The sequence below is a fragment of the Streptomyces sp. HUAS MS02 genome (assembly GCF_055702265.1).
This window is the reverse complement of record NZ_CM146747.1, coordinates 9,479,507-9,504,984: the sequence shown is the minus strand read 5'-3', so window position 1 is coordinate 9,504,984 and position 25,478 is coordinate 9,479,507. Positions and strand designations below refer to the sequence as shown.

Annotated in this window: 29 protein-coding genes; 15 read left to right on the top strand and 14 right to left on the bottom strand. The window is 72.2% G+C overall.

Annotated features, from left to right (window positions below):
* Window positions 1–27: 27 nt before the first annotated feature.
* The 3 genes from ACZ9QC_RS41055 to ACZ9QC_RS41045 form a co-directional block, all read right to left on the bottom strand.
* Window positions 28–648: a GNAT family N-acetyltransferase gene (locus tag ACZ9QC_RS41055; protein ID WP_472917774.1), complete on the bottom strand. Its 621-nt coding sequence runs from the start codon at window positions 646–648 to the stop codon at window positions 28–30.
* A gap of 111 nt (window positions 649–759) precedes the next feature.
* The gene (rox, locus tag ACZ9QC_RS41050) at window positions 760–2,190 is read right to left on the bottom strand and encodes a rifampin monooxygenase (protein WP_472921954.1); all 1,431 of its coding nucleotides are present in this window, start codon (window positions 2,188–2,190) and stop codon (window positions 760–762) included.
* Between the two features lie 269 nt (window positions 2,191–2,459).
* Window positions 2,460–2,693, bottom strand: a complete 234-nt coding sequence (locus ACZ9QC_RS41045; RefSeq protein ID WP_217179048.1) for a hypothetical protein — start codon at window positions 2,691–2,693, stop codon at window positions 2,460–2,462.
* A 184-nt stretch (window positions 2,694–2,877) separates the two neighbouring features.
* Here ACZ9QC_RS41045 and ACZ9QC_RS41040 point away from each other — a divergent pair, with 184 nt between their 5' ends.
* From ACZ9QC_RS41040 to ACZ9QC_RS41030, 3 genes are all read left to right on the top strand, one after another.
* On the top strand, window positions 2,878–3,966 hold the full coding sequence (locus ACZ9QC_RS41040) for a glutamate--cysteine ligase 2 (protein ID WP_472917773.1): 1,089 nt from the start codon (window positions 2,878–2,880) through the stop codon (window positions 3,964–3,966).
* Between the two features lie 180 nt (window positions 3,967–4,146).
* Window positions 4,147–5,877 (top strand): PP2C family protein-serine/threonine phosphatase, encoded by a 1,731-nt coding sequence (locus ACZ9QC_RS41035; protein ID WP_472917772.1) that lies wholly within the window; start codon window positions 4,147–4,149, stop codon window positions 5,875–5,877.
* A 164-nt stretch (window positions 5,878–6,041) separates the two neighbouring features.
* Window positions 6,042–6,476: an ATP-binding protein gene (locus ACZ9QC_RS41030; RefSeq protein ID WP_472917771.1), complete on the top strand. Its 435-nt coding sequence runs from the start codon at window positions 6,042–6,044 to the stop codon at window positions 6,474–6,476.
* 52 nt (window positions 6,477–6,528) lie between these two features.
* Here the strand turns inward: ACZ9QC_RS41030 and ACZ9QC_RS41025 are convergent, their stop codons facing one another.
* Genes ACZ9QC_RS41025 through ACZ9QC_RS41015 form a run of 3 tightly spaced genes read right to left on the bottom strand, consistent with a single transcriptional unit; the run spans window position 6,529 to window position 8,205 of the window.
* On the bottom strand, window positions 6,529–7,002 hold the full coding sequence (locus tag ACZ9QC_RS41025) for an ATP-binding protein (RefSeq protein ID WP_472917770.1): 474 nt from the start codon (window positions 7,000–7,002) through the stop codon (window positions 6,529–6,531).
* A gap of 39 nt (window positions 7,003–7,041) precedes the next feature.
* Window positions 7,042–7,344, bottom strand: a complete 303-nt coding sequence (locus ACZ9QC_RS41020) for a DUF5133 domain-containing protein (protein ID WP_472917769.1) — start codon at window positions 7,342–7,344, stop codon at window positions 7,042–7,044.
* A 21-nt stretch (window positions 7,345–7,365) separates the two neighbouring features.
* Window positions 7,366–8,205, bottom strand: coding sequence for a SigB/SigF/SigG family RNA polymerase sigma factor (locus tag ACZ9QC_RS41015; protein WP_472917768.1), 840 nt, complete (start codon window positions 8,203–8,205; stop codon window positions 7,366–7,368).
* A gap of 383 nt (window positions 8,206–8,588) precedes the next feature.
* Here ACZ9QC_RS41015 and ACZ9QC_RS41010 point away from each other — a divergent pair, with 383 nt between their 5' ends.
* Both ACZ9QC_RS41010 and ACZ9QC_RS41005 read left to right on the top strand, forming a co-directional pair.
* A complete protein-coding gene (locus ACZ9QC_RS41010) occupies window positions 8,589–9,416 on the top strand; it encodes an RNA polymerase sigma factor SigF (protein ID WP_472921953.1) in 828 nt (275 codons plus the stop codon).
* Window positions 9,417–9,533: 117 nt separating this feature from the next.
* Window positions 9,534–9,938, top strand: a complete 405-nt coding sequence (locus tag ACZ9QC_RS41005) for an STAS domain-containing protein (protein WP_472917767.1) — start codon at window positions 9,534–9,536, stop codon at window positions 9,936–9,938.
* 147 nt (window positions 9,939–10,085) lie between these two features.
* Here ACZ9QC_RS41005 and ACZ9QC_RS41000 read toward each other — a convergent pair whose 3' ends face one another.
* Window positions 10,086–10,559 (bottom strand): MarR family winged helix-turn-helix transcriptional regulator, encoded by a 474-nt coding sequence (locus ACZ9QC_RS41000; RefSeq protein ID WP_472917766.1) that lies wholly within the window; start codon window positions 10,557–10,559, stop codon window positions 10,086–10,088.
* Between the two features lie 63 nt (window positions 10,560–10,622).
* Here ACZ9QC_RS41000 and ACZ9QC_RS40995 point away from each other — a divergent pair, with 63 nt between their 5' ends.
* The 6 genes from ACZ9QC_RS40995 to ACZ9QC_RS40970 are packed head-to-tail and all read left to right on the top strand — an operon-like array spanning window position 10,623 to window position 16,452.
* Window positions 10,623–11,807, top strand: coding sequence for a PP2C family protein-serine/threonine phosphatase (locus ACZ9QC_RS40995; protein WP_472917765.1), 1,185 nt, complete (start codon window positions 10,623–10,625; stop codon window positions 11,805–11,807).
* A gap of 59 nt (window positions 11,808–11,866) precedes the next feature.
* The gene (locus ACZ9QC_RS40990) at window positions 11,867–12,766 is read left to right on the top strand and encodes an STAS domain-containing protein (RefSeq protein ID WP_472917764.1); all 900 of its coding nucleotides are present in this window, start codon (window positions 11,867–11,869) and stop codon (window positions 12,764–12,766) included.
* The gene (locus ACZ9QC_RS40985; protein ID WP_472917763.1) at window positions 12,763–13,203 is read left to right on the top strand and encodes an STAS domain-containing protein; all 441 of its coding nucleotides are present in this window, start codon (window positions 12,763–12,765) and stop codon (window positions 13,201–13,203) included. The genes ACZ9QC_RS40990 and ACZ9QC_RS40985 overlap by 4 nt, the downstream gene beginning before the upstream one ends.
* Complete coding sequence (locus tag ACZ9QC_RS40980) at window positions 13,203–13,643, top strand: anti-sigma regulatory factor (protein ID WP_472921952.1); 441 nt, start codon at window positions 13,203–13,205, stop codon at window positions 13,641–13,643. Before ACZ9QC_RS40985 ends, ACZ9QC_RS40980 begins: the two co-directional genes overlap by 1 nt.
* Window positions 13,643–14,710, top strand: a complete 1,068-nt coding sequence (locus ACZ9QC_RS40975; RefSeq protein ID WP_472917762.1) for a SpoIIE family protein phosphatase — start codon at window positions 13,643–13,645, stop codon at window positions 14,708–14,710. Before ACZ9QC_RS40980 ends, ACZ9QC_RS40975 begins: the two co-directional genes overlap by 1 nt.
* Complete coding sequence (locus ACZ9QC_RS40970) at window positions 14,707–16,452, top strand: PP2C family protein-serine/threonine phosphatase (protein ID WP_472917761.1); 1,746 nt, start codon at window positions 14,707–14,709, stop codon at window positions 16,450–16,452. The genes ACZ9QC_RS40975 and ACZ9QC_RS40970 overlap by 4 nt, the downstream gene beginning before the upstream one ends.
* Here ACZ9QC_RS40970 and ACZ9QC_RS40965 read toward each other — a convergent pair.
* From ACZ9QC_RS40965 to ACZ9QC_RS40945, 5 genes are all read right to left on the bottom strand, one after another.
* A complete protein-coding gene (locus ACZ9QC_RS40965) occupies window positions 16,445–16,870 on the bottom strand; it encodes a MarR family winged helix-turn-helix transcriptional regulator (protein ID WP_472917760.1) in 426 nt (141 codons plus the stop codon). The genes ACZ9QC_RS40970 and ACZ9QC_RS40965 overlap by 8 nt on opposite strands.
* A gap of 121 nt (window positions 16,871–16,991) precedes the next feature.
* Complete coding sequence (locus ACZ9QC_RS40960) at window positions 16,992–17,801, bottom strand: SAM-dependent methyltransferase (RefSeq protein ID WP_472917759.1); 810 nt, start codon at window positions 17,799–17,801, stop codon at window positions 16,992–16,994.
* Between the two features lie 44 nt (window positions 17,802–17,845).
* Window positions 17,846–18,379, bottom strand: coding sequence for a hypothetical protein (locus tag ACZ9QC_RS40955; protein ID WP_472917758.1), 534 nt, complete (start codon window positions 18,377–18,379; stop codon window positions 17,846–17,848).
* A 215-nt stretch (window positions 18,380–18,594) separates the two neighbouring features.
* Window positions 18,595–18,846 carry a DUF397 domain-containing protein gene (locus ACZ9QC_RS40950; protein ID WP_472917757.1) on the bottom strand — a complete coding sequence of 84 codons (252 nt, stop codon included), beginning with the start codon at window positions 18,844–18,846 and terminating at the stop codon, window positions 18,595–18,597.
* 3 nt (window positions 18,847–18,849) lie between these two features.
* The gene (locus tag ACZ9QC_RS40945) at window positions 18,850–19,671 is read right to left on the bottom strand and encodes a helix-turn-helix domain-containing protein (protein WP_472917756.1); all 822 of its coding nucleotides are present in this window, start codon (window positions 19,669–19,671) and stop codon (window positions 18,850–18,852) included.
* 303 nt (window positions 19,672–19,974) lie between these two features.
* Here ACZ9QC_RS40945 and ACZ9QC_RS40940 point away from each other — a divergent pair, with 303 nt between their 5' ends.
* The gene (locus ACZ9QC_RS40940; protein ID WP_472917755.1) at window positions 19,975–21,387 is read left to right on the top strand and encodes a hypothetical protein; all 1,413 of its coding nucleotides are present in this window, start codon (window positions 19,975–19,977) and stop codon (window positions 21,385–21,387) included.
* A gap of 24 nt (window positions 21,388–21,411) precedes the next feature.
* Here ACZ9QC_RS40940 and ACZ9QC_RS40935 read toward each other — a convergent pair whose 3' ends face one another.
* Complete coding sequence (locus tag ACZ9QC_RS40935; protein ID WP_472917754.1) at window positions 21,412–22,335, bottom strand: SDR family NAD(P)-dependent oxidoreductase; 924 nt, start codon at window positions 22,333–22,335, stop codon at window positions 21,412–21,414.
* A gap of 317 nt (window positions 22,336–22,652) precedes the next feature.
* Between ACZ9QC_RS40935 and ACZ9QC_RS40930 the strand changes: the two genes are divergently transcribed.
* The 3 genes from ACZ9QC_RS40930 (at window position 22,653) to ACZ9QC_RS40920 (ending at window position 24,249) form a co-directional block, all read left to right on the top strand.
* Window positions 22,653–23,039 (top strand): ATP-binding protein, encoded by a 387-nt coding sequence (locus ACZ9QC_RS40930; protein WP_472917753.1) that lies wholly within the window; start codon window positions 22,653–22,655, stop codon window positions 23,037–23,039.
* A gap of 14 nt (window positions 23,040–23,053) precedes the next feature.
* Complete coding sequence (locus ACZ9QC_RS40925) at window positions 23,054–23,605, top strand: DUF6624 domain-containing protein (protein ID WP_472917752.1); 552 nt, start codon at window positions 23,054–23,056, stop codon at window positions 23,603–23,605.
* 107 nt (window positions 23,606–23,712) lie between these two features.
* Window positions 23,713–24,249 (top strand): GNAT family N-acetyltransferase, encoded by a 537-nt coding sequence (locus tag ACZ9QC_RS40920; protein ID WP_472917751.1) that lies wholly within the window; start codon window positions 23,713–23,715, stop codon window positions 24,247–24,249.
* A gap of 31 nt (window positions 24,250–24,280) precedes the next feature.
* On the opposite strand, the gene mraY is transcribed toward ACZ9QC_RS40920, so the two are convergent.
* Window positions 24,281–25,348, bottom strand: coding sequence for a phospho-N-acetylmuramoyl-pentapeptide-transferase (gene mraY / locus ACZ9QC_RS40915; protein WP_230217649.1), 1,068 nt, complete (start codon window positions 25,346–25,348; stop codon window positions 24,281–24,283).
* Window positions 25,349–25,478 lie beyond the last annotated feature (130 nt).

Sequence of the window (25,478 nt, the reverse complement as noted above, 5' to 3'; positions counted from 1 at the left end):
GAGGTCGGCGCCGGCTCGAACGGCCCGTCAGTCGTGTGTCGTGCGGCCGAGATGGGTCACCGGGCCGGGGTCCGGCACCTCGATCTCGTGGAAGCCCAGGCGGTCGTAGAAGGCGCGCGCCGGTGTGTTGGCGGTGACCATGGTGAGGTGGACGGCCGGGACCCCTCGGTCGCGCAGCGCTCGGAGGAAGGTGTGCATGAGGGCCCGGCCGTGGCCCCGGCCCTGCCAGGCGGGAAGGATGTCGATGTGCAGGTGGGCGGGGTACGGGAGGAGTTCGGGCAGGATCATGCGCTCGGGGTCGTGCAGGAGCCGGACGATCGCCGCGTCGGGGGTGTCCGCCCGGTCGGCGGGTACCGGGAAGCGCTCCGCCACCAGGGGCAGCCACTTCGCACGGAAGTCCGCGACGAAGGCGGGGGTGTCCGCGGTGCCGAGGATGTAGCCGACCGCTCGGCCGTCGCCGTCGTCGAGGACGAAGGCCAGCTCAGGTTCCAGGTGGGTGTACGGGGTGGCGAAGGTCGCCGGGAAGACGTCGGGGTCCGCGTGGACGGGCCGGCTGTCGCCGCCGTTGTGGGCGGTGCGGACGCAGATGTCGTGGACGGCGTCGAGGTCCTCGGGCCGGTACGGGCGGACTGCGGGAGGCGGGGTCATCGCAGCATCCTGCGTGGTATCGCCCGCCCCCCACAACCGCCCGGGCCACGGTGGCTGTTGACGCCACTCGCGCTTCCCCGTGCGCCGGGCTCCGCCCGTCCGACCGCCTCCTCAGCGCGTGTTCGCGGCTCCGAACCACCGGGCGAGCGCGTCGAGCAGGTCCCGCTGGTCCTCGCCGGCCCACGCCACGTGGCCGTCGGGTCGCAGGAGGACCGCGGGTGCGTCCAGGTCCTCGGCGGAGTCGACCACGTGGTCGACGCGGTCCGCCCAGCCCTCCGCCGAGAGCGTGCCGCCGGTGTCGAGCAGCAGACCGCGGCCGTCGTGCATCAGCTCGTACAGCCGTCCCCGCTTCAGCCGCAGGTCCCGCATCCGGCGACCGAGCAGTTCGTGACCGTCGCCGAGGTCGTAGCGCACGTCGACCCCGGTGATCATCCCGGTCACGTACCGGTTGACCTCCTCGAAGTCCATCAGCTTCGACAGCAGTTCCCGCAGCGCGGTCGGCCCCGGCGCGGACCCCAGCAGGGTGATCTGCGCGCGGGTGTTGACCAGCACGCGGGCGGCGACCGGGTGTCGCTCGGCGTGGTAGGTGTCCAACAGCCCTTCCGGCGCCCAGCCGTTGACCTCGGCGGCCAGCTTCCAGCCCAGGTTGAAGGCGTCCTGCACACCGAGGTTGAGTCCCTGGCCGCCGGTGGGCGGATGGATGTGCGCCGCGTCACCGGCCAGCAGCACCCGGCCGACCCGGTAGCGCTCGGCCTGCCGGGTGGCGTCGCCGAACCGGGAGAGCCAGCGCGGTGAGTGGACGCCGAAGTCGGTGCCCGCGAAGTCCCGCAGCCGCTGCTTGAACTCGTCCAGGGTGGGCGGGGTCGTACGGTCCTCGGACACCCCGTCGGCGGGTACCAGCACGCGGTACGCGCCGTTCTCCAGCGGAGCGAGGCCGAACCGCAGTTCGGTCCTGCGCACCTTCTCGACGATCTCGGTGATCGTCGCCGGGTCCTCGGTCGCCCGCACCTCGCCCAGCAGTGTCTCGACCGTGGCGGGCTCGCCGGGGAAGCCGACGCCGAGCAGCCTGCGCACCGTGCTGCGGCCCCCGTCGCAGCCGACGAGGTAGCGGGCGCGCAGCCGGGTGCCGTCGGCCAGTTCCGCGGTCACCCCGTCCTCGTCCTGGTCGAGGCCGACCAGTTCGCCGCCGCGCCGGAGGTCGGTGCCGAGTTCCAGCGCGCGTTCCTGAAGGATGCGCTCGGTGACCGGCTGCGGGGTGGCGACGCCGTACGCGTGTGCCGTGTCCAGGCTCTCCGGCCAAGGCTTCATGATGCCGCCGAAGAGTCCGCCGACCCGGAACTTCTCACTGACCGCGAGGAACCTCTCCAACAGGCCGCGCTGGTCCATCACCTCGACACTGCGCGCGTGCAGGCCCTGCCCCCGGGACTCCCCGGTCGGCGCGGTCAGCCGCTCCAGCACGACCGTCTCCACGCCGGCCAGCCGTAGTTCGCTCGCCAGCATCAACCCGGTCGGTCCGCCCCCGACGACGATGACGTCGATCATCTCAACCCCCATGTGCGCAGATGTGCCGTCGCTTCTCGCTTCGGTCGGCGATTCTGCGGCACCGGGAGGGTCTTGCCGCAAGCCCCCGGGTGCGCTATACGTTGAGACAGGCAAGGAGGACTGGACCTCCTTGCCTTTGTCGTTCTCCGGTTCGGCCTTTGTCGTTCTCCTCCGGTTCGCGTGACGGCCCGGGGCGTGCCCACAATGGCGCTGTGCCGGGAACGGAGCGTGCGATGTTCTCCCGGACCGCACGCGGCCCGGGAGCACCGTCAGTCGCTCAGACGACGCCGCAGGAGTTCCTTGCCGAGGTCGGCGCCCTTGCGACTGTCGGCCTGTGCCTTGCGGAACAGCTCGACGACCTCGGTGTCCTTCTCCCGCTCCGCGTCCTGGATGTACGACTCGAGGCGCAGCGCGTTGCTCAGGCAGGCCTCCACGTACCAGATCAGGTTGTAGTCCTTGTCGGCGGTACCGGTCACGCGGCCCGTCTCGGCGGTGCTGGTCACGTTCTCCTCCTCCGTTTCGTGGACAGGGGGCCCACGCGCGTTCGGCGCGGCTCCCGAAGCGCCGCACGGGTACCCGGGCCGCTGCCGCGTACACGGCCCCGGCCCGCGAGCCGTCCGGTGAGGTGTCCCGGCGGCGTCCGAGGGCACACGGCTCTCACCACCTAGGGCAGAAGGGCCGGATGACGTGCGTACCGTCGGTGTGGAAGAGGAACTCCTGCTGGTCGATCCGGAGACCGGCGAGCCGCAGGCGCGGGCCGCGGCGGTGCTCGCGCGGGTCGCGCTGGAGGGCACGGGCCAGGACGTGTTCGAGAAGGAGCTGCACGACGAGCAGGTGGAGTTCGCGACCCACCCGCAGTCGTCGATGGCCGATCTGGGGGCGGAGATCGTCCGCTGCCGCAAGGACGCGGCCCGTCATGCCGAGGGGCTCGGCAGCGCGGTCGTGGCGCTGGCGACGTCGCCGCTGCCGGTGAGTCCGACGATCACCGTGAACAGCCGGTACCGCTGGATGGCGCGCGAGTTCGGCCTGGACACGCAGGTGCAGCTGGTCTGCGGCTGCCATGTGCATGTGTCCGTCGAGTCCGACGACGAGGGCGTGGCCGTCCTGGACCGGATGCGGCCGTGGCTGTCCGTGCTGAGGGCCCTGAGCGCGAACTCACCCTTTTGGCAGGGCCACGACAGTCGCTACGCGAGCTATCGCAGCCAGGTCTGGGACATGTGGCCGATGGCCGGGCCCACGGACGTCTTCGGCTCGGCGGAGCGGTACCACCAGTGCGTCACGGACCTGATCGCCACGGGGGTCGTACGCGACGAGGGCATGATCTACTTCGACGCGCGGCTGTCCCGGCGGTACCCGACCGTCGAGATCCGGGTCGCGGACGTCTGTCTGCACCCCGACACCGCGGTCCTCGTCGCCGCCCTCGCCCGGGGGCTCGTGGAGACCGCGGCCCGTGAGTGGCGGGCCGGTGTGGAGCCGCTCGGGCACAGCGCGGGGCTGCTGCGGCTGGCCACCTGGCGGGCGGCCCGCTCCGGGATCTCCGAGAACCTCCTGGATCCCGTCACGATGCGGCCCCGGCCCGCCGTCGAGGTGATCCGCTCGCTGCTCGACCACGTCGCGGACGCCCTCGCCGACCACGGGGACACCGACCTGGCACGGGACGCCGTCGCCGAGCTGACGCGACGCGGCAACGGAGCCCGGGTGCAGCGCGAGGTGATGGCCCGGACGGGCAGCCTGCGCGAGGTCGTCGCGGCCTGCGTACGGCACACCCAGGCCTGACCCCGGCGGCCCCGTCCGTTCCGGCGGTGCCCGGAGCGCGCCGGCCCGCTCCCACCTGCGGTCGAGGACCTCGTGCGCGTAGGTCGTCCAGGACGGGGTAATGCGTGCAGCACACACGGCGAACCGTCCGTCGACGTCTACGACCGTGCCGTCCGCGAGCGGAGCCGGAGGAGCCCGAACATGAGCGCGTGGAGCCCGGATCACCCCGAACGGCGTCCGCCGGACCCGGCGGTGCGCTCACCGGCCGGGCTGCCCGATCTCGTGCACGCCGGCATGTACGCGGTGGACGACAACGGCGTCGTCGTCGCGGTGAATTCCCGGGCCGAGGAGTTGCTCCGCCGCCCGGCCGACGGACTCGTCGGCCGGGACGCCCACGAGCTGCTGCACCGGGACCAGCTGGGGCACACCGTGCCGCGGGCGGCGTGCTCGATGATGCGCGCGTTCCTCGGTGGCCGCACCGTCGGCGGGGACCGCGAGTGGTTCCTGCGCGGCGACGGCACGCTGCTGCCGGTGACGTGGCTGGTCACCCCGTGCCGGCTCGACGGGTCCGCGACCGGCGCGGTAGTGCTCTTCCACGAGTGCGCCCCGGAGAGCGACGTCGTCGTCCCGGACGGCGAGCCGCCGACGCTGTCGCAGCTGGACCGGCTGGCTCTGCTCGCCGAGACGACGACCCGGCTGAGCTCGACCCTGGACGCCGAGGAGGCGGTCGCCCGCCTGGTGCGGCTGGTGGTGCCGAGGCTGGCGGACTGGGCCGTCGTGGACCTGATCACCGAGAGCGACGACGTCTGGCGGACCACGGTGGCGACCCACCGCGACGGCGTGGTGGTGCGGCACGAGGAGCTGGAGGGACCGCTCCCGCCCGTGCACGAGGAGTCGCTCATGCCGCTGTCCCGAGCGCTGCGCGGGGCGGCGTCGACCCTGGCCGGGCCGGAGACCTACCAGGGGCCGGCGGACTCGGGGATCACGGTCGCCCAGCAGAGGCTGTTCAAGGAGACGGGGCTGCGCTCGGCGGCCATCGCGCCCATCCGGGGGCCGCGCGCCGTGCTCGGCGCCCTCACGCTCGGTCTGAGCGAGCGGCCGGGGGCCTTCACCGACGCCGAGCTGTCCCTGCTGGACGACATCGCCCGCCGGGCCGGGCTGGCGCTGGAGAACGCGCGCCTGTACCAGCGGCAGCGGCACATCGCGGAGACCATGCAGCGCCATCTGCTGCCCCAGATGCCGGAGGTGCCGGGGCTGCGGATGGCCGCCCGCTACGAGTCGGCGTCGAAGTCCTCACAGGTCGGCGGCGACTGGTACGACGCGTTCACGCTGGCCGACGGGGCCACGGCGGTGGCGATCGGGGACGTCGTCGGACACAACATCGACGCGGCGGCCGGGATGGCCCAGGTCCGCAACATGCTCCGGGCCTACGCGTGGGCGATGGAGGAGCCGCCGAGCGCGATCGTGGAGCGGCTGGACCAGGCCGTGGTGAACGTGACCGAGGCGTCCATGGCGACGCTGATCTTCGGCCGGGTCGAGCGGGACGACGACGCGTGGGCCCTGCGGTGGACCAACGCGGGGCACCCGCCGCCGCTGCTGATCACCCACGACGGCAGGTCCCGGTTCCTGGACGAGGAGCACGACCACCTGCTCGGTACGGGACTGTCCCGGGCTCGCACCGACACCCTCACCCCGCTGCCGCCGAAGTCCACGCTGGTGCTGTACACGGACGGTCTGATCGAGTCCCCCGGACACATGCTCGACCGGGGCCTGGCCCGCCTGCGCCAGCACGCGGCGGCCCTCGTCCACCGGCCCCTGCACGTCTTCTGCGACCTGCTGCTGGAGCGCGCGCGTCCCGTCGACAACGACGACGACGTCGCCCTGCTGGTCTTCCGGACACCGGCCGAGGACGGTGAGGCGGGTGACCGGTAGAGCGCCGACGCGGGCCGGGGGCTCCGGAAGGCCACGGTCTTCCCCAAGGCCCCACACATCCCTACGCTTTCGCACGCGTAGCAGCTCTCCGCACGGGAAACACGAGCGTCGGAGGGGAACGCGCCATCGCGTCCGCCTCAAGCAGCCGAGCCGGGGACGACGAGATGTCAACAGAACCACGTAGGGACGACAAACTGCCTGCCGAGGAGATTTACGACAGCCACGCCGCCTTCGACGGAGAACTCGGCGACGTGACGGGGGCGCGTGCGGCCGCGGAGGGGTTCCTGGGCGTCCTCTCGCGCACGTCGCCGCCGGCCGCTGTCGAGCACTGGGACGACATCCTGCTGGTGGTCACGGAACTGGCCGCCAACGCGGTGCAGTACGCCCCGGGGCGGTTCGAGCTGACGATGCGGCGCACCCTCGACGGGGTGCATGTGACGCTGGGGGACACGAGCACGACGTCGCCCGCGCCCCGCCCCTTCAGCCCCAGCAAGGGCGGCGGCGGCATCGGCTGGTATCTGATCCAGACGCTGTGCGACGAGGTGAGCGTGGTGGTGCACGACCACGGCAAGGACGTCCACGTCTTCCTGCCCTGGTGAAGGCCCCGGGGCCGGCCCCGCCGACGGCACCCGGTGAAAGCCCGGTGAGGCCTCAGGTCAGCGGCACCAGCACGCTGATGGTCTTGCCGCCGGCCGCGCAGCGCTCGACGTCGACCCTGCTGGAGAGGCGGTTGATCAGCGGCCAGCCATAGCCGTTGCCCTCGTGGGCGCGGGGCAGCGCGCCGGGCCCGTGGAGACCCACGGGCACGGCGGCGCTGTAGTCGCGGACGCTGAGCCGCACGCCCTCAGGGGTGAGGGCGACGTCGAACCCGGCGATACCGCCGCCGTGCCGGACCGCGTTGGTGACCAGTTCGGAGACGACCAGAATGAGGTCGATCATCGACTGCTCGGTCGGTGGTCCCGTCGGGGAACGCCACCGCTCCCCCACGAACGCCCGCACGTGACGGCGGGCCGCCGCGGCGGTGGTGATCGCGACCGGCGGCCGCGGCGACCGGGCGTCGCGGCCTGTCGCTTCCGCGGGGGCGGGGTCGTGGTGCACGAGCGGGCGGCGTCCCATCGATGTCATGGCAGGTACGGGGTCGACGACTCGGGGCAATTGGGTCCATCACTGTTCATGAAGCGCCGCATACCCGCTCCCACCCGGACCATGGCTGCCGAGATCTCCCGGGAGTGTCGTCCCGTTCCCGCACAGCTCCACGGTCGCGGTCGCCTGCGCGGCGGCGAGCTGCGCGCGCGCCGCGTCCAGAGCCCGGCGGACGTCGCGGGTGCCCGTGGACACGCACAACGTGTACGCCAGGTCCTGCGCGCGGCGAGCGCTCTGCGGATCGCCACGCTCGCCCTCGTGGGCGAGGACCGACTCGTACTCCTCGACGAGCCGACGCAGGGTCGCGGGATGGGGCATCAGCATCTGTGTCGCTCCTGGGGGTTGTCAGACGGTGGGCGTGGTGCGACCGAGGGCCTCTTCACGGACGCGCGCGCAGCTGCGGCTGATGAGGCGGGAGACGTGCATCTGGGAGATGCCGAGACGGTCGGCGATGCGGTTCTGGGTCATGTCCTCGAAGAAGCGCATGTAGAGGATGGCCCGCTCGCGTTCGGGCAGCCGGCGCAGCCCTTCCTTGACCGACTCGCGGTCCACGACGGTGTCGTACGCCGTGTCGGGGGCGCCGAGGGTGTCGGCGAGGCTGTAGCCGTCGTCGCCGGAGGCCATCTCGGCGTCCAGGGAGAGCGCGCTGAAGCTGTCGAGCGCCTCCATCCCGGCGTGGACCTCTTCCTCGGTGAGCCCGGCGAGCGCGGCGATGTCGGCGACGGAGGGCTCGGCAGCACCGCCGGAGGTCTGGCTGAGTTCGCGCCGCGCCACGCGCACCTTGTTGCGGAGGTCCTGCACCCGCCGGGGGACGCGCAGCGTCCACATCCGGTCGCGGAAGTGCCTCTTGATCTCCCCGGTGATGGTGGGCACGGCGTAGCTCTCGAACGCCCCCCGGTCGGGCTCGTAGCGGTCCACCGCCTTGACCAGGCCCATCGCGGCGACCTGGCGCAGGTCCTCCAGCGACTCGCCGCGGTTGCGGAAGCGGCCGGCGATGCGGTGGGCCATGGGAAGCCAGACCCGGACGAGTTCGTCGCGGACCTGGTCGCGTTCGGGCCCCTCGTCCATCGCCGCGAGCCGGGCGAAGTCGTTGGCGGTGTCGGGGGCGTCGTCGTGCGTCCTCCTGTCGGGGGTACCGGGACGAATGGATGTACCTGATCCGTTTGCGGACACATTGACCAGCATGGGAAATCGCTCCTGAACGACGCTTTCAGGGACTTCGCGGCGGGGAACGGTGGCGGGCGGCCGAGGCCCGTGCGCGGAACACCGCTTCCGCCGGCGTGCCTCCCGTACGGAGGCGTGGAACTCCGATTGCCCCACGACCCGGGAGGCAAACAACGGTCCGCGCGTTCTTGGTGACGGATCGCCAGAGCCGTCGATGGGTGTCACTCGGGTCGGCGGCGACTTCTGGCCAGAGTGGGGAGCGCCACTGCCCCTTTACCGAATCAGGGGGACTGAGATGCGCTTCGCGGGGCAAGCGTGGGATGGCAACAAGGCTTCGGGCGAGAGGGGTGGACAGCATGGCAGCCGTGACGGCACGCACTACGGCCACGGCACGGGGGAGGGTCATGACGGACGGGGTGGACCTGCCCCTGATCGAGGACCCGTCGCAGGTGAGGCCCAAGGACGCGCGGGAGATGTCCCGGCAGTTCTTCGACCGGCTGGCCATGTTGGACGAGGGCACGCACACCTATCAATACGTACGCAACACGCTCATCGAGATGAACCTCTCGCTCGTGCGGTACGCGGCCTCGCGCTTCCGCGGGCGTGAGGACTCCCTGGAGGACATCGTCCAGGTCGGGACCATCGGGCTGATCAAGGCCATCGACCGGTTCGAGCTGTCCCGGGAGGTGGAGTTCACCACCTTCGCCGTGCCGTACATCGTCGGCGAGATCAAGCGATTCTTCCGGGACACCAGCTGGGCCGTGCATGTGCCGCGGCGGTTGCAGGAGGCGCGGGTGGAGCTGGCCCGCGCGACGGACGAGTTGCAGTCCCGGCTGGGCCGGATGCCGACCACGCGTGAGCTGTCGGAGCTGATGTCGCTGTCCGAGGAGGAGGTCATCGAGGCGCGCAAGGCGTCCAACGGCTACAACACCTCCTCGCTCGACGCGGCGCTCACCGCCGACGGCGGCGAGGACAGTGACACCGTGCTGGGTGACCTCATCGGCGAGGAGGACCACTCCCTGCAGCTCGTCGAGGACTTCCACTCGCTGGCTCCGCTGATCGCCGAACTCGACGACCGTGAGCGGCGGATCCTGCATCTGCGGTTCGTGGAGGAGCAGACCCAGTCACAGATCGCCGAGCAGCTCGGGGTGTCGCAGATGCATGTGTCCCGGCTGATCAGCCGCATCATCAAGCGGCTGCGCGCGGGGCTGCTGGAACCCGGAGTCGCCTGATCGGGGCCCGTGTGCCCGCACGATTCGAGGGTATGCGCACGGGCGCATCGCCGGGCGATGCGTCGAATCCGTGAATCGGGGCAACCGTCCCGATCGGTCAACGCCTTGGAGGCTCTCGTGTCCGTTGCCCACAACCCCCTGTCGATCAAGGTCGACCTGCCCCGGGACGACGCCGTGCTGCTCACGATCGAAGGGGAACTGGACATCGACACGGCGACCGAGCTGCAGCATCATCTGGCGAACCAACTGCGGCACGGTCGACGGCACTTCCTGCTGGACGTGTCGGCCGTTCCCTTCATGGACTCGTCCGGCATGAACATCATTCTGCGCACGTATCAAGAGGTGCGCCGGATCCCGGGCGGGATGTATGTGATCGCCCCGGCTCCGGCCGTGCGACGCATACTCGATCTCACCGGTGTCAGTCTCACCGTGTCCACGGTGGACAGCGTGGACGAGGCGCTGGCCGCCGTGGACTCCGGGCAGGTCGCCCCGCATCCGGACGAGCCGCCGGCTCAGGAATGAGCCCGCTGCCCGTCGGCGTGGTGGCACACACCCATGGCCAATGGTTGTCGTTTGACAACTATGGCCGGAAGGCAACAGAGTGAGCCGGGGGCCGAGAGTGGGAAGGGTTGGGATGAGGCTGTCGAACCGGGAACGGGCCGGCGGCGGTCAGGCGCTCCGCGCGTCGGTGGCGTCGCCCTCATGGATCTGTGCCGCCGCGGCGGCGCAGAACGCCTCCAACCCCTCCACCAGCGCGGTCCGTTTCGCGGCCGGCATCTGCTCCAGCACGGACCGCAGGGCGTGTTCGCGCCGGGCGCGCAGGTCCACGAGGTACGACCGCCCGCGCCGGCTCAGCCGCAGACACAGCTCGCGCCTGCTGGCCGTACTGGCGTGCCGCTCGACGAAGCCCACCGCCTCCAGCCGGTCGCACAGCCGGCTGGTGGAGGGCGGCGTCGAGCCGAGGGCGTCGGCGAGCATCCGCAGGTTGATCCCGTCGTTGTGCTCCAGGATGAACAGCACGCGGAGCTGCGAGGCGGACACGGGTGCCGTCGAGGCGCGTCCCCACACGACCTCCAGCAGCTCTGCCGCCTCGGAGGTCACACGCGCCACCTCGTCCGGCCGCGGATGGGAGGAGGAAGTCACGCACCCACTCTTCCAGGCATCTCGAACACTGTCAGCTGTGGAAAGAATGGCGTATCCGACATCGTGAACAGATTCGTGGCAGCCGAACGAGCACTTCGCTCCGCTGCTCCGCACCACCTGGTGGACGCTCTCCGCGACGTACTGGGCGAGGGCTGGTCGGCGCGGGACGTCGAGCTCTACCTGGCCGACTACTCGCTCACCGCGCTCCGACCCGCGTCCGCCCGCCCGGACCCGGCGGATCCCCTGCCCATGCACGACGGCCCGGCCGGCCGCGCGTTCGGGGCGCAGGAGCCGCACGTGGAGAAGCGCGGCGACGACCGGGTGCGGGTGCATCTGCCGGTCACCGTGCGCGGTGACCGGCTGGGCGTGCTGCGGCTGACGCTGCCGTCCGCCGCGAACACCGAGGAGGGTCTCGCCGAACTGACCGAGCTCGCCCAGGTGCTGGGCCATGAACTGGTCGTCGCGGAACGGGACACCGACGTGTACCTCCGGGCGCGCCGCTCCAGCAGGCTGACCCTGGCCGCCGAGATGCAGTGGCAGCTGCTGCCGGGCCTTTCCTCCACCCGGCCCGAGTACGCGCTCGGCGGCCAGCTGGAGCCCGCCTACGCCATCTTCGGCGACAACTTCGACTGGTCCGCCGACGCCGACCACCTGATGCTGTACATCACCAACGGCATGGGCGAGGGCATCGAGGCCTCCCTGCTGACCCAGCTGGGGATCAACGCGCTGCGCAACGCCCGCCGGGCCGGCGTCTCCATCGCCGACCAGGCGGCCCTCGCCGACCAGGCGGTGCACGCCCAGTACGGCGGTGCCCAGCACCTGTCGGTGCTCCTGCTGGACCTGGACCTGGCCACCGGACACCTGGAGATCGTCGACGCGGGCTCGCCCCGGATGCTGCTGCTGCGCGACCGGAGCGTCACCGCCGTCGCTCTGGAGGCACAGCTGCCGCTGGGCATGTTCGAGGAGACCGAGTACACCGCACAGGAGTTGCGGCTCGAACCGGGCGACCGGCTGGTCTTCGTCAGCGACGGGGTCTACTCCGTCGCCACACCCGGCGGGGAGGCGTACGGGGACCGGGCGCTGACCCGGGCGATCAACGCCACCCGGCTGCTGCCCGCCGCCGACGTCCCCGGCGCGGTGCTCAGGGAACTCTCCGGACACCGCGGCACACCCGTGGCGGACGACGACGCGCTCGTGGTCTGTCTCGACTGGTTCGGCCGAGGGGGTGCCGGCCGGCCCGACCGATGAACCAGCCCGGCAGTCGTTCCCCGGAGCGGGGAGGCACTACAGCACGTGAGGAGAGACCCGTGCCGGAACAGGACACGGCAGACCATCAGTTGACACCGACGCAGGAGGTGGCGCGGTTCCTGCGCGACCGCCAGGAACAGATCGCCCAGCGCTGGGCCGACGCCGCGCTGTTCCGCACCGTCTTCACCCACTCCCGGGACGAGGCGGTGGAGGCGGGCAGGGCCGTCGTGGACGCGCTCGCCGCCGTGGCCGCCGCGGACAGCGTGGAGGACGCGGACGCCGGCGGCTTCCAGGTCGTCCGTGAACAGCTGGCGCGGACGGCCGCCGCCCGGGCGCGGGCCGGCTCCACGGTCACCCAGATCTCCGCCGAGGTGGACGCGCTGCGGCCACCCGCGACCGATCTGCTGCTGGCCGAGTTCGCCAACGCGCCGGCCGCGCATCTGCGGGAGTGCACCACCACCCTGACCGTGCTCATGGGCACCCTGCGCCTGGTGGTGCTGGAGACCGCGCTCAGCGAGGGCGAGGAGCTCATCCACCGGCAGCGGCTGCAGCTGATGGAGGTCGCCACGCCGGTCATCAAGCTCTGGGAGGGCATCGTCGCCGTCCCCCTGATCGGCACGCTGGACAGCGCGCGCAGCCAGGTCGTTATGGAGCGGCTCCTCGACTCCATCGTCGAGCAGCACGCCCGGTTCGCCATCCTGGACATCACCGGGGTGCCGACCGTGGACTCGCTGGTGGCCCAGCACCTGATGAAGACCGTCGCGGCCGCCCGGCTGATGGGAGCCGAGTGCATCGTCTCCGGCATTCGGCCGCCGATCGCGCAGACCATCGTCCACCTGGGCATCGACCTCAGCTCGGTGCTGACCCGCACGAGCCTCGCGGACGCCCTCGCCTACGCGCTCCGGCAGCTGGGCACGGACATCGTCGCCCGCGACCGCGCCGGTTCGGGGCACGGGTGAGTGGCGATCTGTTCGCCGCGCACGGCGGCCCGTCCTCGTACGGGGCGCCCGTCCCCGTACTCAAACTCGGCCAGGTGCTCCTGGTGTCGCTCCAGGGCGATCTGCACGACGGCGCGGCGGAGCAGCTCCAGCAGGACATCAGCGACACGGTCGCGCGCAGCGGTGCCACGGGTGTGGTGATCGACCTCTCCGGTGTGGAGATGGTCGACTCCTTCCTCGGCCGGGTGCTCGGCGACATCGCCGCCCAGACGAGTCTGCTGGCCGCCGGGACGGTCGTGGCCGGCATGCGTCCGGCCGTGGCGATCACCCTGGTGGAGCTCGGCCTGACCCTGCCGGGGCTGCGCACCGCGCTCACCACCGAGGACGCCCTGCGCCTCCTCGGCGAACCGGACCCGACCTTCCCCCGCCGCGTCCAAGCCCGCCAGGAGAGTCCGTGATGCAGACCGCCGGCGGCATCTCCGCCTGCCTGCCGATCCACTCGGATCTCGATCTGGTGTGGGTACGTCAGCATGTGCGGCAGGCGGCCGCCCAGCTCGGCTTCGGTCTGGTCGACCAGACCAAACTGGTCACCGCGGCCAGCGAGCTGGCCCGCAACACCCTGGTCCACGGCGGCGGGGGCCAGATGGAGTGCGCTCCCGTGGACAAGGGCGGCACACGAGGGCTGCGGCTGACGTTCAAGGACGAGGGGCCCGGCATCGCCGACCTCGACCAGGCCCTCCTCGACGGCTACACCTCCGGCGAGGGGCTGGGGATGGGACTGGGCGGCGCCCGGCGGCTCGTCCACGACTTCGCGATCGACAGCCGGCCCGGGTCGGGCACCACGGTGACGGTGACGTCCTGGCTCGCGGGTGCGCCGCGCCCGCGCGAGGAGCGGTGATGCCACGCGTCTGGGAAGTCCCGGTGCACGACTCGACCCGGGTGCGCGACGCCCGGGTGGCCGCCGAGGCGGCCGCGGCACGGGCCGGGCTGGACGAGGGCCGCGCCGCCGGCTGCGCCCTGGTGGCCACCGAGCTGGCGACCAATCTGCTCAAGCACGCCGGGGGCGGGCTGATACTGCTGGACGTCGTCTCCCGCCCCGACCCGGACCGGGCCGACGGCGCGGCCCCCATGGTGCAGATCGTGGCGATCGACCACGGACCGGGGGTGCGCGACATCGCGGGCGCGCTGCGCGACGGTTTCTCGACGACGTCGTCGCTCGGCGCGGGCCTCGGCACCTGCCGCCGGGTCGCCGACGACTTCGACCTGCACAGCACGGTCGGCCGGGGCACGATCGCCCTGGCCCGGCTCGGCGCCCGGACGGGTCGCCGGGCGAAGCGGGCCTCCCCCGCCCCGGCCGTGCGGGCCGGCGGTGTCAACGTCCCCTTCGCCGGCGCGGAGTTCTCCGGCGACGCCTGGGCCTGGGTCCGATCCGGCGACCTGACCACGCTGATGCTGGCCGACGGGCTGGGCCACGGCCTGGCGGCGGCCAAGGCGTCCTCGGCGGCCGTGCAGCAGCTGTACCGCGCGCCCGAGCTGCCTCCCGCACAGCTGCTGCGGCGGCTGGAGGGCGCGCTGCGCGACACCCGGGGCGCGGCCGTCGCCGTCGCCCAACTCGACCTCTCCGCCGGTCGGTTGCTCTTCGCAGGGATCGGCAACATCGGGGCCCGGCTGCGCACCGGAGCGGAGTGGCAGCCGCTGCTGTCCCGGCCCGGCATAGTCGGCGCCCACCGGGCCGCCCATCTTCCGCAGCACGAGGTGGCCTGGGGGGACGACCGTCTGCTCGTCCTGCACAGCGACGGTCTGCCCAGCCGCTGGAGCCCGGGTCCCGCCGCCCACAGCCCGTCACTCGACCCCGCTGTGATCGCCGCCGTGATCGTGCGCGACGCGAGCAGCCCCGCCCGGCCGGTCCGCGACGACACCACCGTCGCCGTACTGAGCCCCTCCCTGCCGGATCACCTCCCATGACCCGTACCTGGACCGTCCGTTCCGTGACCGACGCCGCCCGGGCGCGTATCGCCACCGCGCGGCTGGCCACCGCCCACGGTGTGTCGCCGACCGACCGGGCGCGGCTGGTGTCCGCGCTCTCGGCGCAGCTGCGCCAGTGTCTGACCAAGGGCGGCGCGTGGCTGCTGACTGCGCGGGCCGTCACGGCGCGGCCGGCCGGCTGCCGGTTCCTGGTCGAGGTGACGTCGGCCAACCGGAGACCGGGCGAGTACCGGCAGCCGTGGCGGCTGACGGTCGCCTGCACGGAGGAGGTGCGACCGCCGGACAGCGAGTACGTGGCCGGTGACCCGACCACTCTTGCGGAGGCGCTGTTCGGAGCGGACGAGGACGCGGCGCTGCTGCTGGAGAAGCTCGACGAGAAGGAGGCGCTGGTCGCCTTCCACCGCGAGGAACTGCACCAGACCAACCAGGGCGTCCTCGCCCTGCACGCCGAGCTGGACGCGGCCGGGCGGGCGCAGCGCAAGCTGTTCGACGCCGAGCAGAAGGCCCGCAGGGAGGCAGAGAACGCACGCGGCCGGCTCACCCTCCTCGCCGACGCCAGCGCCGCCCTGACCGCGTCCCTCAACCCCGACGCGATCGTGCGGCTGCTGCCGTCCCTGCTGGTGCCCCGGTACGCCCGCAGCGCCGACGTGTGGCTGTTCGACGGGGAGGGCGAGACGGCCGGTGGCGGTCCGCGTCCGGCCGCCGCCGTCGTCGCGGCGCGCCGCGGCCGCCCCCAGTACGCCGCCGACCATCCCGGCGAGCTGCCCGGTGTCGACGACCAGCCGCCCTCGGCGATCGACCCCACCCGGCCACTGCTGTGCGTGCCCCTGATGACCCGGGGCGCGCCCCTGGGCGTGCTGACGCTGTCGCCGCCCGACGACGAGCGGTGGGACGCCGACGACGCCTTCATGCTGATCGAGCTGGCCCGGCGGGCGGGGGTCGCGCTGGAGAACGCCCGGCGCTTCGAGCACAACCGCGACATCGCCGAGACCCTGCAACGGGCTCTGCTCACCGAACTGCCCACCACGCCGGGGCTGCGGCTGGCCGCGCGCTATCTGCCGGCCACCCGGGGCCTGAACATCGGCGGTGACTGGTACGACGCCTTCCGGCAGCCCGACGGCAGCCTGATCACCGTGATCGGTGACGTCACCGGACACGGTCTGCACGCGGCGGTGATGATGAGCCAGCTGCGGACGGCGCTGCGCGCGTACGCGGTCGACGGCAAGAGCCCCGGGCAGCTGCTCACCCATCTCCATCTGTTCCTGCACCATCTCCAGCCCGACCTGTACGCCACGGCCGTCATCGCCCGGTTCCACCCGCACGAACCCACGCTCACCTGGGCCGCGGCCGGCCATCCGCCGCCGGTGCTGCGCTCGCCCGACGGGACTGTGCGGATCCTGGACGCCAAGCCGGGCGCGATGCTCGGCATCCCCCTGCACCAGGAGATCGCCGACCACACCGTGCCGCTGCCGCCCGGCTCGACGCTGGCGCTCTACACCGACGGGCTGGTGGAACGGCGTGCCCTGGGCATCGACCCGGGCATCGAACAGCTCGCGGCGACGCTCGGCGGGCTGCCGTCCACGACGCTGGACGAGAACCTCCAGGAGTCGGCCGACCAGCTGCTCGCCCCCTTGCTGGACGAGGAGCACGAGGACGACGTCTGCCTGCTGCTCTGCCATGTGCACAGTGCCGCCGGGCGGGTCACGGCACAGCTCAACTGACGCTTCCCCCCAGGGCGCGCAGCACCTGCTCCACCCGGACGCGTTCCGCCGGCGGCAGCGCCGCCAGGGCGTCTGTGAGCCGCGCCGACAGGCGCTCGGAGATCTCCGCGAGGAACCGCCGCCCGAGTTCGGTCACCACCAGGTGCACCTCGCGCCGGTCGTCGAGCCCGACGCAGCGCTGGAGCAGGTCGGCCGCTTCGAGGCGGTCGCAGAGCCGGCTGGCCGTGGGCAGCCCGACGCCGAGCCGCTCCGCGAGCCCGGTCAGGTTCAGCTCGGGGCGCCCGCGCACCGCGCGGAGCGCCAGGATCTGTCTCGGGGACAGTCGCGGGGTGACCTCCTCCACTGCCGAGAACCAGAGCGGTACCAGGTTCTCCACGGCGTCGAGAACCTGCCGGTCGATGTCGGCGGGTCCGGTCATGCGGGGGGCCTACCCGAAGTGCCCGCGAGTACACGGCCGTCCTGGCCGGCTCCCCCGCGGGCCCCGGACCGGGCTCCCGGGGGACGCAGCGCCCGAGTCCTCCGCGCCTGGGCCCGCGGTGCTACGCCTTGTAGGCCACTCCCCCGTACACGTCCGTCGGCTGCGGGGTGGTGCCCGGTTCCGGGCGCCACAGCGGGCAGGAGACGATGCCGGGTTCCAGCAGTTCCAGGCCCTCGTAGTAGGCGTGCAGCTGCCGGGGGCTGCGCAGGACGTAGGGGACGGCGCCGGTGTCGTCGTAGCCCTCCTGCGCGCGCTTGAGTTCGGCGTCGGTGTCCGTGCTGTCGTAGTGGACGAAGTAGCTGCCGGACGGCAGGGCGGCCTGGAGGCGGCGGACGATCTCCTTGGCCTCCTCGTAGTCCTGGATGTGGCCGAGGATGCCCATCAGCATCAGCGCCACCGGCTTGTCGAAGTCGAGGATCTTCCCGGCGGCCTCCAGGATGGTGTCCGGGTCGTGCAGGTCCGCGTCGACGTAGTCGGTGACCCCTTCGGGGGTGCTGGTGAGCAGTGCCTGAGCGTGCCGCAGTACGAGCGGGTCGTTGTCGACGTAGACGATGCGTGACTCGGGGGCGACCTTCTGGGCGACCTGATGGGTGTTGTCGTACGTCGGAAGGCCGGTGCCGATGTCCAGGAACTGGCGGATGCCGCGCTCGCGGGCCACGAAGGTGACCGTGCGGATGAGGTAGACGCGGGAGGCGCGGGCCATCGTCTCGATGTTCGGGGCGATCTCCCGGTAGGCGTCGCCCGCCTCACGGTCGACCTCGTAGTTGTCCTTGCCGCCCATCCAGTAGTTCCAGATACGGGCCGAGTGGGGCACCGTGGTGTCGATCTTCGACAGCGCTTCCTGGTCGGGAGTGGGGTGGCCTTCTGCCATGGGACTCTCCTGCCTCACATCGCGTGGTCGTCGCCAACCTATCGTCAACTGCACTGCTTCACGCCAGAGTTGGTGCGAGCGAGCGGCCAGTGCCCGGACGGGCCGCCGGGCTCGCCGACATCGAGGGTCACCACCGGTACGTGCTGGGCGAGAGTGCGGAACACCCGGGCGTACGCGGTGGCCGCCTCCGAGACCTCGGGCGTGGTCAGGTGGAGCATGGCCCCGTCGCGCTCGGCCACGGCGTCGGCGAGGTCCAGGACCTGCATCCAGGTGACCCGGGAGCGGCCCCGGCGCAGCGGGCCGTGGACGAGTTCCGCGATCAGGTTGCCGTCGACGGCCAGCCGTCCGGGGCCGGCGAGGAGTTCACGGCAGGGCAGGGCGGGGTCCAGGTGGTGCAGGGCAGAGGGCAGCCGCCGGACCTCGAACCCGAGGCGCGCCAGCTCGGCGACGAGCCGGGCCCGGCCGCGTCCTTCGTGCCCCTCGACGATCAGGGTGCGGTACGGGGTCAGCGCGGGAAGGGACGGCGGGGTCGTCCCCACCCCTCGGGAGCGGCCCGGGGCACGTGGCGGCGTGCGCATGCCGCTCCCTTCGGGTGGTGCGCGGCGGTCGTCGTCCTCCCGGGCCCGTGCACGGCCCGGAGGTGCCCCCAGTCTGGGCGGGGCCGGGAGGTGCCGGGAGTGCGCGTGCGGGTTGTCCGGTTGTGCGGGCGTAGTGGGAACGCGGGGCGGAGCCCCGGCTTCCAGGGGCTCGGGGAACGCGTGAGAAGCCCCACGCGGCCGCACCCGAGCCCCCCTCAGGCGATGAGGAAGTCGGCCTCCCCCGCCTTCGCGCCCTCCAGGAACGCCACCATCTCCTCCCGCGAGTAGACGAGGGCCGGCCCCTCCGGATCGGTGGACTGCCGGAACGCGACCCGGCCGTCGGGCAGCCGCTTGACCTCCACACAGGAACCGCCGTTCGTACCGCTCCAGGGCTTGCGCCAGCCCTCCGCGCCGAGTTCGGGCGCGGGCATACCGCTGTGGACAGGGCCGTCGGGTGTCCTTGCCATGTGTCACAACTCCTTGCGTAGTGCCGCCAGGATGTCCCTGGTCCGAGCCACCGGTTCCGCCTGCACGGACATCCGGTCGAGGACCTCCAGATAGGTCACGACGTCCACGGGCTGGTCGACGTACTGGGCGCCCGCGAGACCCTCGGTGTAGACGATGTCGGGGAGTTCGGAGAAGCCGAACCGGAAGTAGTGGAAAGGGCCGTACGCGCCGGGGTGCGGCCCGGCCGCGAACCGCATGATCTGAATCCTGATCTTGGGCCGTTCCGTGGCCTCGACGAGCCGGTCGATCTGCTCCCGCATCACCTGCGGGCCGCCCACCGGACGGCGCAGCACGGTCTCGTCGAGGATGGCCCAGACGGCCGGCGCCTCGGGTTTGACCAGCAGGTCCTGGCGCCTGAGGCGCAGGGCGACGTGCCGTTCGACCCCCTCGGGGCTCGCGTTGGGGAAGCCGACCCGGATGAGGGCGGCCGCGTAGTCGTGGGTCTGCAACAGGCCGGGGACGTACTGGGGTTCGTAGAGGCGGATGACGGCGGCTTCGCTCTCCAGGCTCACGTACGCGCTGAACCACTCGGGCAGCACGTCGCGGAACTTGTGCCACCAGCCGGGCTGGTTGGCCTCGCGGGCGAGGGAGAGGAAGTCCTCGATCTCCGTGCCGGAGACCCCGTAGGTGCGCAGCAACTCCTTCACGTAGGGGATGCGGAGGCCGACCTCGGCCTTCTCCATACGGCGGACCGTCAGGGCGGTGACCTCGATGGCGCGGGCCGCGTCGTCGAAGGAGACTCCGGCCCGCTCCCGCAGCTGGCGGAGCCGTTTACCGAGGACCATGCGCAGGACCGTGGGCGCCGCAGGAGCACTCCCTCCTGAGCGGGTCTCACTCACGTGCAACCTCCCGGGGCGGGATTCACAGCGTGCAGTGTGCCACGCGATCCGTTGACACGGACAGGTCGGCGCGGTTCATTTTGAAATTATCAGAACGCAGGTTGCGGGCTGAGTCGTTCGGCCACCATAGTGATCGAGTGACCTGCCGCACACGCTGCGCAGCGTCCCTCGAACTCCTCCGGCCCGCCCAGGAGTTGGCGCCACGGCGGGCAGGGGTCAAGCCGTGCGCCGACACGATGCGACACCTGGATGGCCGCCGTGACGAACGGATTACCAAGGAGCCCGGTCAAGGGGACCGGCGGGCCCAACAAGCCGCTGGCGACAGCCCTGAAGGAGGCGGGCTGCTCGTACGCGTCCCTCGCCCTGCGGGTCAATGAACTGGGCCGCTGTCAGGGCGCGGAGACCAACTACGACAAGGCCTCCGTCACCCGCTGGCTCCAGGGCCAGCAACCACGGGGGAACACACCGGAGTTGATCGCCGCGGTGCTCGGCGAACGGCTGGGCCGCGCGCTCACTCCGGCCGACCTCGGTTTTCCGCTGGACCGCGGACGACCGGTGACGGGACGGGCGCTGATGTACGTCGAGAACGTGGCGGAGACCCTGCACACCCTGGCCGAGCTGGGCACCACCGACATCGCGCGGCGCAGCCTGCTCGGCGCGGTGCCGTTCGTGCCGGGTGCCCTGACGAACCCCCAGCGGGCCTGGCTGCTCTGGCTGGTCGAGAGCCGTGACGCGCCCCGGCTCGCGCCGGTGTCGGGTGGCGGGCCGGTGGAGCAGGTCCACGCGATGCTCCGCATGTTCGACGAGATGGACAACCACTACGGGGGCGGCGGGATCCGCACGAGCATCGTGCAGTACCTGACCACCGAGGTGATCCCCCTGCTCCAGCAGCGCGGTGTGACCCCGCACCACCGCCGGGAGCTGTTCGCGGCCGCCGCCCGGCTGGCCGCCATGGCGGGCTGGAGCTCCTACGACGCCGGGGAGTACGGCCTGGCCCAGCGATACATGACCCAGGGGCTCAGGCTCTGCGCGGAGGGCCGCGACCATGTGCTGGGCGGGCAGATCCTGGCGGGGCTGTCCCATCTGGCGACCAGTCTGGGCCGCCCCGACGAGGGTGTGGCCCTGGCCCGGGCCGGAGTCGCCACCGCCAAGGACTCCGGCAGCCCGCTGGGCCTGATGCGGCTGCACGCCATGTCCGCGCGCGGCCACGCGGCACTGGGCCGGCCCCGTGAGACCGCCGAGGCGCTGCGGGCCGCCGAGAAGCAGCTCGACGCGAGCCGGGGTGCCGCCGAGGAGTCGCCCTGGGTGCGCTTCCTCGATCACCACTACCTCCAGGCCGAGTCCGCGCTCTGCTTCCGCGACCTGGGTCTGGCCGCGCAGGCCGAGCACACGGCGAGCGCGTCGGTGCGCGCCCACGCCGACCGTCGCCGACGCCAGGCCATCAGCCGTTCCGTGCTCGCCACGGCCCATCTCCAGCAGAACCGTCTCGACGAGGCCGTCGCCACGGCCACGGACGCGCTCGAAGCGCTCAGCGGTGTGCACAGCGAGCGATCCATCCAGGCGCTCCGCGACTTCCGGGGCCGCCTGGCGTCCCGCCGCCACGAGCCGCTCGTCCAGGACTTCGAACGCCGGTCGCGGGTGGTGCTGGGGGCGGCCGCCTGAGTGGGCGCGTCACGGACACCCGCCTCAGTAGCCCTCCGGCGAGGGCGCGTTCTGGGCCCGGTCCACCGGCAGGTGGGCGCCGGAGACACCCGTCGCCCAGTCGGAGAGCAGGAACACCACCGTGCGTGCCACCTCGTGCGGGGTGACGGGCGCACCGGTCGGCAGCTCCCTGTCGACGAACGCCTCGTACGCCCGTGGCTCCTCCCGGCGCATCCGGTCCCAGCGGCGGCCCGGGATCAGCATGGAACCGGGCGAGACGACGTTGACGCGGATGCGGTCCGGGCCCAACTCCCGGGCCAGGGAGGCCGCCAGATGGATCAGGGCGCTCTTCGCCACCCCGTACTGGGCGGGCGGCCCGGGCTTCCAGCCCGAGACGGAGCCGATCAGCACGACCGAGCCGCCGCCGGCGGCGCGCAGGTGCGGCAGCGCGGCGCGGACGAGACGTGCGGCGTGTCCGACGTTCAGTTCCCAGGTGGCCACCCAGTCGGCGCCGCTCGCCTGCTCGAACGTGCCGCCCCGGGAACCGCCGACACAGGCCACGAGGCCGTCGATGCCGTGGGCCCTGTCCATGCCGTCGAAGTCGTCGGCACCGTCCATGCCGTCGGAGCCGCCCCCGCCGTCCGGCCTCGCGGTGCCCCCTGGCACGCCGAAACCCTTCGCCGCAGTCGTGACGAAGTCCTCCAGGCGTCCGGGCTCGGTGACGTCGAGCGCCTCGGTGAACAGCCGGGCCCGCTCCTCCCCGGCCAGGGAGTCACCCAGCGCCGTCAGTCCGGCCGTCCGGCGCGCACAGGTCGCCACGTGGGCGCCCTCGGCGAGCAGCAGGCGTACGACGCCCTCGCCCAGGCCCCGGGTGCCCCCGGTGACCACCACCCGCTTGCCCCGCATACCGGGCCACCCGGCGGGGACGCAGCGCTCCCGCGGGGACGGGCCCTCGTCGACGTTCACCATGGTGGGGAACCTATCCAGCGGGCGCCACTACCCGCCCGCAACTGCACAACCCCTCCACCACCTGGCGTTTTGTGTGCCGGGTGCTGTTGTCTTCGACAACAGCACCCCCAGAAACAGCACCCCCGGAAACCACCTTCGAGGATGTGGAGGAACTCGATGACGGCGGTCAGTGTCGGCACGTCCCGCCGACGGATCCCTGCCGTGGCAGCACACGACCCCGGGTGGAGCGTCCATGACGCCCCGTCGGGCGGGGTGGGTCGACCGCCGGGCGCGGTGAGGCTGCCTTGATCTCCCTGGAGAGGTCCCGCCTCGTCCGGATGACGGTACCCGCGCACCCCTCGCGCGCCGCCGGAGTACGGCGCACGGTGGCGGCGCAGCTGGCCCGCTGGGAGCTGTCCGCGATCCTCGACGACGCGGTCCTCGCCACCGACGAACTCTTCGCCAACGCGGTCCGGCACGCGAGCGCCGATCCCGCCGACACCATCGCCGTGGTCCTCGAGTGCTCCGGGCGCGAACTGCGCGTCACCCTCGCCGACCCCTCTCCCGTGCCGCCCCGGCCTCGCACCGTGCCCGCGTCCGCCGAGTCCGGGCGGGGGCTGTCCATCGTGTCCGCGCTGGCCGACGACTGGGGCACCGAGCCGCCGGAGCCGGGGGACGCGGGCAAGAGGGTGTGGTTCTCGCTCGCCGTGCGGGAGCCGGCGTGAAGGGCGCCCCGGCCATGGAACCCACGTCGCGACCCGCGCCCGGCACCGGTCCGCCCCTTGGGCGGGTGCTCGCCGCCGAGCTGATCCGCCGGGCCGAGGACGAACGGCGGCTGGCCCGGGAGGCCCGGTCCGCGCCCACCGCTCGGGCCCGGGACCGCATCGCCGCGTGCCACACCGGCAACGGCGAGGCCCTGCGCGCGATCGTCGCCCGGCACGGGTGGCCCACCGCCGAGTCGGTCGGCGAACCCGCCTCGACGGCGGCCCTCATGCTCCTGCTGCACTCCCCCGACCTGGGCTTCCAGCTCACGTGCCGCGACCTGATCGCCGAGGCGGTCGCGGACGGCCGCTGCCCCGCGGTGCACCACGCGTACATCGCCGACCACTGCGCCGTCGCCCTGAACCAGCCCCAGTTCTACGGCACCCGCATCGACCCCGGCACCCTCTTCCCGTACCCCATCCGCCACCCCGAGTCCGTCGACGAACGCCGCCAGGACGTGGGCCTCGGCCCCCTGACCGACCATCTACGGGCGGTACGCGTCGACCTGGGGGCGAGCGGGGGGCTGTGAACACCCGTGTGTCCATCGAGGCCCGCGCGGTGTTCGCCGGAGGCGGACGGCGATCGTGGCCCGGAAACGCGATCGCCCCCGCCCCGTGATCGCGCTACCGTCACCCGATGCCCGACCTGCGAACCCGACGCCTCCTCCTGCGCGACTGGCGGGAGTCCGACCTGGCCCCCTGGGCGGCCATGAACGCCGACCCGGAGGTGCGCGCGTACTTTCCGGGTGTCCTCACGAGGGAGCAGAGCGAAGCGTCCGCCGCCCGCTTCCAGGACGACCTCGGCCGGCGGGGCTGGGGGTGGTGGGCCCTGGAGGTACGGTCCACGGGGCGGTTCATCGGTTTCACGGGGCTGGATCCGGTGGACGAGGACATGCCGTTCTGCGGAGTGGAGGCCGGCTGGCGACTCGCGCGTACGGCGTGGGGCCACGGCTACGCCACCGAGGCCGCGCGGGCGGTCCTGGACTTCGGCTTCGAGCAGCTCCGGCTCCCGGAGATTCTCGCGGTGACCACCGCCGGCAACCTCCGCTCCCAGGCCGTGATGCGCCGCCTCGGCATGACCCGTGACCCGAGCGACGACTTCGACGACCTCTCGATGCCGGAGGGCCCGCTGCGCCGCGGCGTGGTGTTCCGGCTGACGCCCGGCACCGCCTGAGGACCGCGTGTCGGGCGTCGCGCGCCGGCGGTCAGCTCGCGGCCCACCCCGCGTAGAACAGGCCGAGGCCGGCGATCACGCAGATGCCCTGGATGGTCCAGAAGCGGACCACGACCAGGACCTCGGACCAGCCCTTGAGTTCGAAGTGGTGCTGGAGCGGTGCCATCCGGAAGACGCGTTTGCCGGTCAGTTTGAACGACCCGACCTGGATCACCACCGACATGGTGATGAGGACGAACAGCCCGCCGAGGACGGCCAGGAGCAGTTCGGTGCGGGAGCAGATGGCCAGGCCCGCGAGCGCGCCGCCGAGCGCCAGCGAACCGGTGTCGCCCATGAAGATCTTGGCCGGCGAGGTGTTCCACCAGAGGAACCCGAAGCAGGCACCCATCAGCGCGGCCGCGACCACGGCGAGGTCGAGCGGGTCGCGCACCTCTATGCAGGAGGCGGGGTCGGTGAGTTCGAGGGCGTTGGCGCAGGAGTTCTGGAACTGCCACAGGCCGATGAAGGTGTAGCCGCCGAAGACCATGACCGACGCGCCGGTGGCGAGGCCGTCCAGACCGTCGGTGAGGTTCACCCCGTTCGACATGGCAAGGATCATGAACAGGGCCCAGACGACGAACAGCACGGGACCGATGGTCCAGCCGAAGTCGGTGACGAACGACAGCTTCAGGGAGGCCGGTGTCTGGCCCCGGTCGTCCGCGAACCGGATGGCGAGCAGGGCGAAGACGATGCCGACGATCAGCTGGCCGGCCATCTTGGCCCCGGCCCGCAGTCCCAGCGACCGCCGCTTGACGATCTTGATGTAGTCGTCCAGGAACCCGACCACGCCCATGCCCGCCATGAGGAACAGCACCAGGAAACCGGGATAGGTCGGGCTCTCACCGGTGATGACCTTGGTCGCGAGGTAGGCGACGAGGGTGGCCAGGATGAAGGCGATGCCACCCATGGTGGGCGTACCGCGCTTGCCCGCGTGGCCGCGCGGCCCGTCGTCGCGGATGAACTGGCCGTATCCCTTGCGGGCCAGCAGCTTGATCAGCAGCGGTGTGCCGATCAACGTCAGGAACAGGCCGATGGCCCCGGCGTACAGGATCTGGTTCATCGGACGGTGGTCTCCCCCTCGGTCGCGTTCGGACACGCGACTGCCGCACCGGTGTCGCTGCTTCTCACGGGCCCCACCCTATGCAGTCACCTGATCTTCGTACCGGGGTGGGTAGTTGCCCCGGCCGGAA

Coding starts and splice junctions, on each gene's coding strand:
- ACZ9QC_RS41010 (WP_472921953.1), top strand. CDS start 8,589: ATGACGGACGGGGTGGACCTGCCCCTGATCGAGGACCCGTCGCAGGTG.
- ACZ9QC_RS40925 (WP_472917752.1), top strand. CDS start 23,054: ATGGAACCCACGTCGCGACCCGCGCCCGGCACCGGTCCGCCCCTTGGG.
- ACZ9QC_RS40965 (WP_472917760.1), bottom strand. CDS start 16,870: ATGACCGGACCCGCCGACATCGACCGGCAGGTTCTCGACGCCGTGGAG.
- ACZ9QC_RS41015 (WP_472917768.1), bottom strand. CDS start 8,205: ATGCTGGTCAATGTGTCCGCAAACGGATCAGGTACATCCATTCGTCCC.
- ACZ9QC_RS41030 (WP_472917771.1), top strand. CDS start 6,042: ATGTCAACAGAACCACGTAGGGACGACAAACTGCCTGCCGAGGAGATT.
- ACZ9QC_RS40975 (WP_472917762.1), top strand. CDS start 13,643: ATGCCACGCGTCTGGGAAGTCCCGGTGCACGACTCGACCCGGGTGCGC.
- ACZ9QC_RS40970 (WP_472917761.1), top strand. CDS start 14,707: ATGACCCGTACCTGGACCGTCCGTTCCGTGACCGACGCCGCCCGGGCG.
- ACZ9QC_RS40980 (WP_472921952.1), top strand. CDS start 13,203: ATGCAGACCGCCGGCGGCATCTCCGCCTGCCTGCCGATCCACTCGGAT.
- ACZ9QC_RS40930 (WP_472917753.1), top strand. CDS start 22,653: ATGACGGTACCCGCGCACCCCTCGCGCGCCGCCGGAGTACGGCGCACG.
- ACZ9QC_RS41020 (WP_472917769.1), bottom strand. CDS start 7,344: ATGCTGATGCCCCATCCCGCGACCCTGCGTCGGCTCGTCGAGGAGTAC.
- mraY (WP_230217649.1), bottom strand. CDS start 25,348: ATGAACCAGATCCTGTACGCCGGGGCCATCGGCCTGTTCCTGACGTTG.
- ACZ9QC_RS40960 (WP_472917759.1), bottom strand. CDS start 17,801: ATGGCAGAAGGCCACCCCACTCCCGACCAGGAAGCGCTGTCGAAGATC.
- ACZ9QC_RS40920 (WP_472917751.1), top strand. CDS start 23,713: ATGCCCGACCTGCGAACCCGACGCCTCCTCCTGCGCGACTGGCGGGAG.
- ACZ9QC_RS40950 (WP_472917757.1), bottom strand. CDS start 18,846: ATGGCAAGGACACCCGACGGCCCTGTCCACAGCGGTATGCCCGCGCCC.
- ACZ9QC_RS40955 (WP_472917758.1), bottom strand. CDS start 18,379: ATGCGCACGCCGCCACGTGCCCCGGGCCGCTCCCGAGGGGTGGGGACG.
- ACZ9QC_RS40935 (WP_472917754.1), bottom strand. CDS start 22,335: ATGGTGAACGTCGACGAGGGCCCGTCCCCGCGGGAGCGCTGCGTCCCC.
- ACZ9QC_RS40945 (WP_472917756.1), bottom strand. CDS start 19,671: ATGGTCCTCGGTAAACGGCTCCGCCAGCTGCGGGAGCGGGCCGGAGTC.
- ACZ9QC_RS41025 (WP_472917770.1), bottom strand. CDS start 7,002: ATGACATCGATGGGACGCCGCCCGCTCGTGCACCACGACCCCGCCCCC.
- rox (WP_472921954.1), bottom strand. CDS start 2,190: ATGATCGACGTCATCGTCGTCGGGGGCGGACCGACCGGGTTGATGCTG.
- ACZ9QC_RS41035 (WP_472917772.1), top strand. CDS start 4,147: ATGAGCGCGTGGAGCCCGGATCACCCCGAACGGCGTCCGCCGGACCCG.
- ACZ9QC_RS41055 (WP_472917774.1), bottom strand. CDS start 648: ATGACCCCGCCTCCCGCAGTCCGCCCGTACCGGCCCGAGGACCTCGAC.
- ACZ9QC_RS40940 (WP_472917755.1), top strand. CDS start 19,975: ATGGCCGCCGTGACGAACGGATTACCAAGGAGCCCGGTCAAGGGGACC.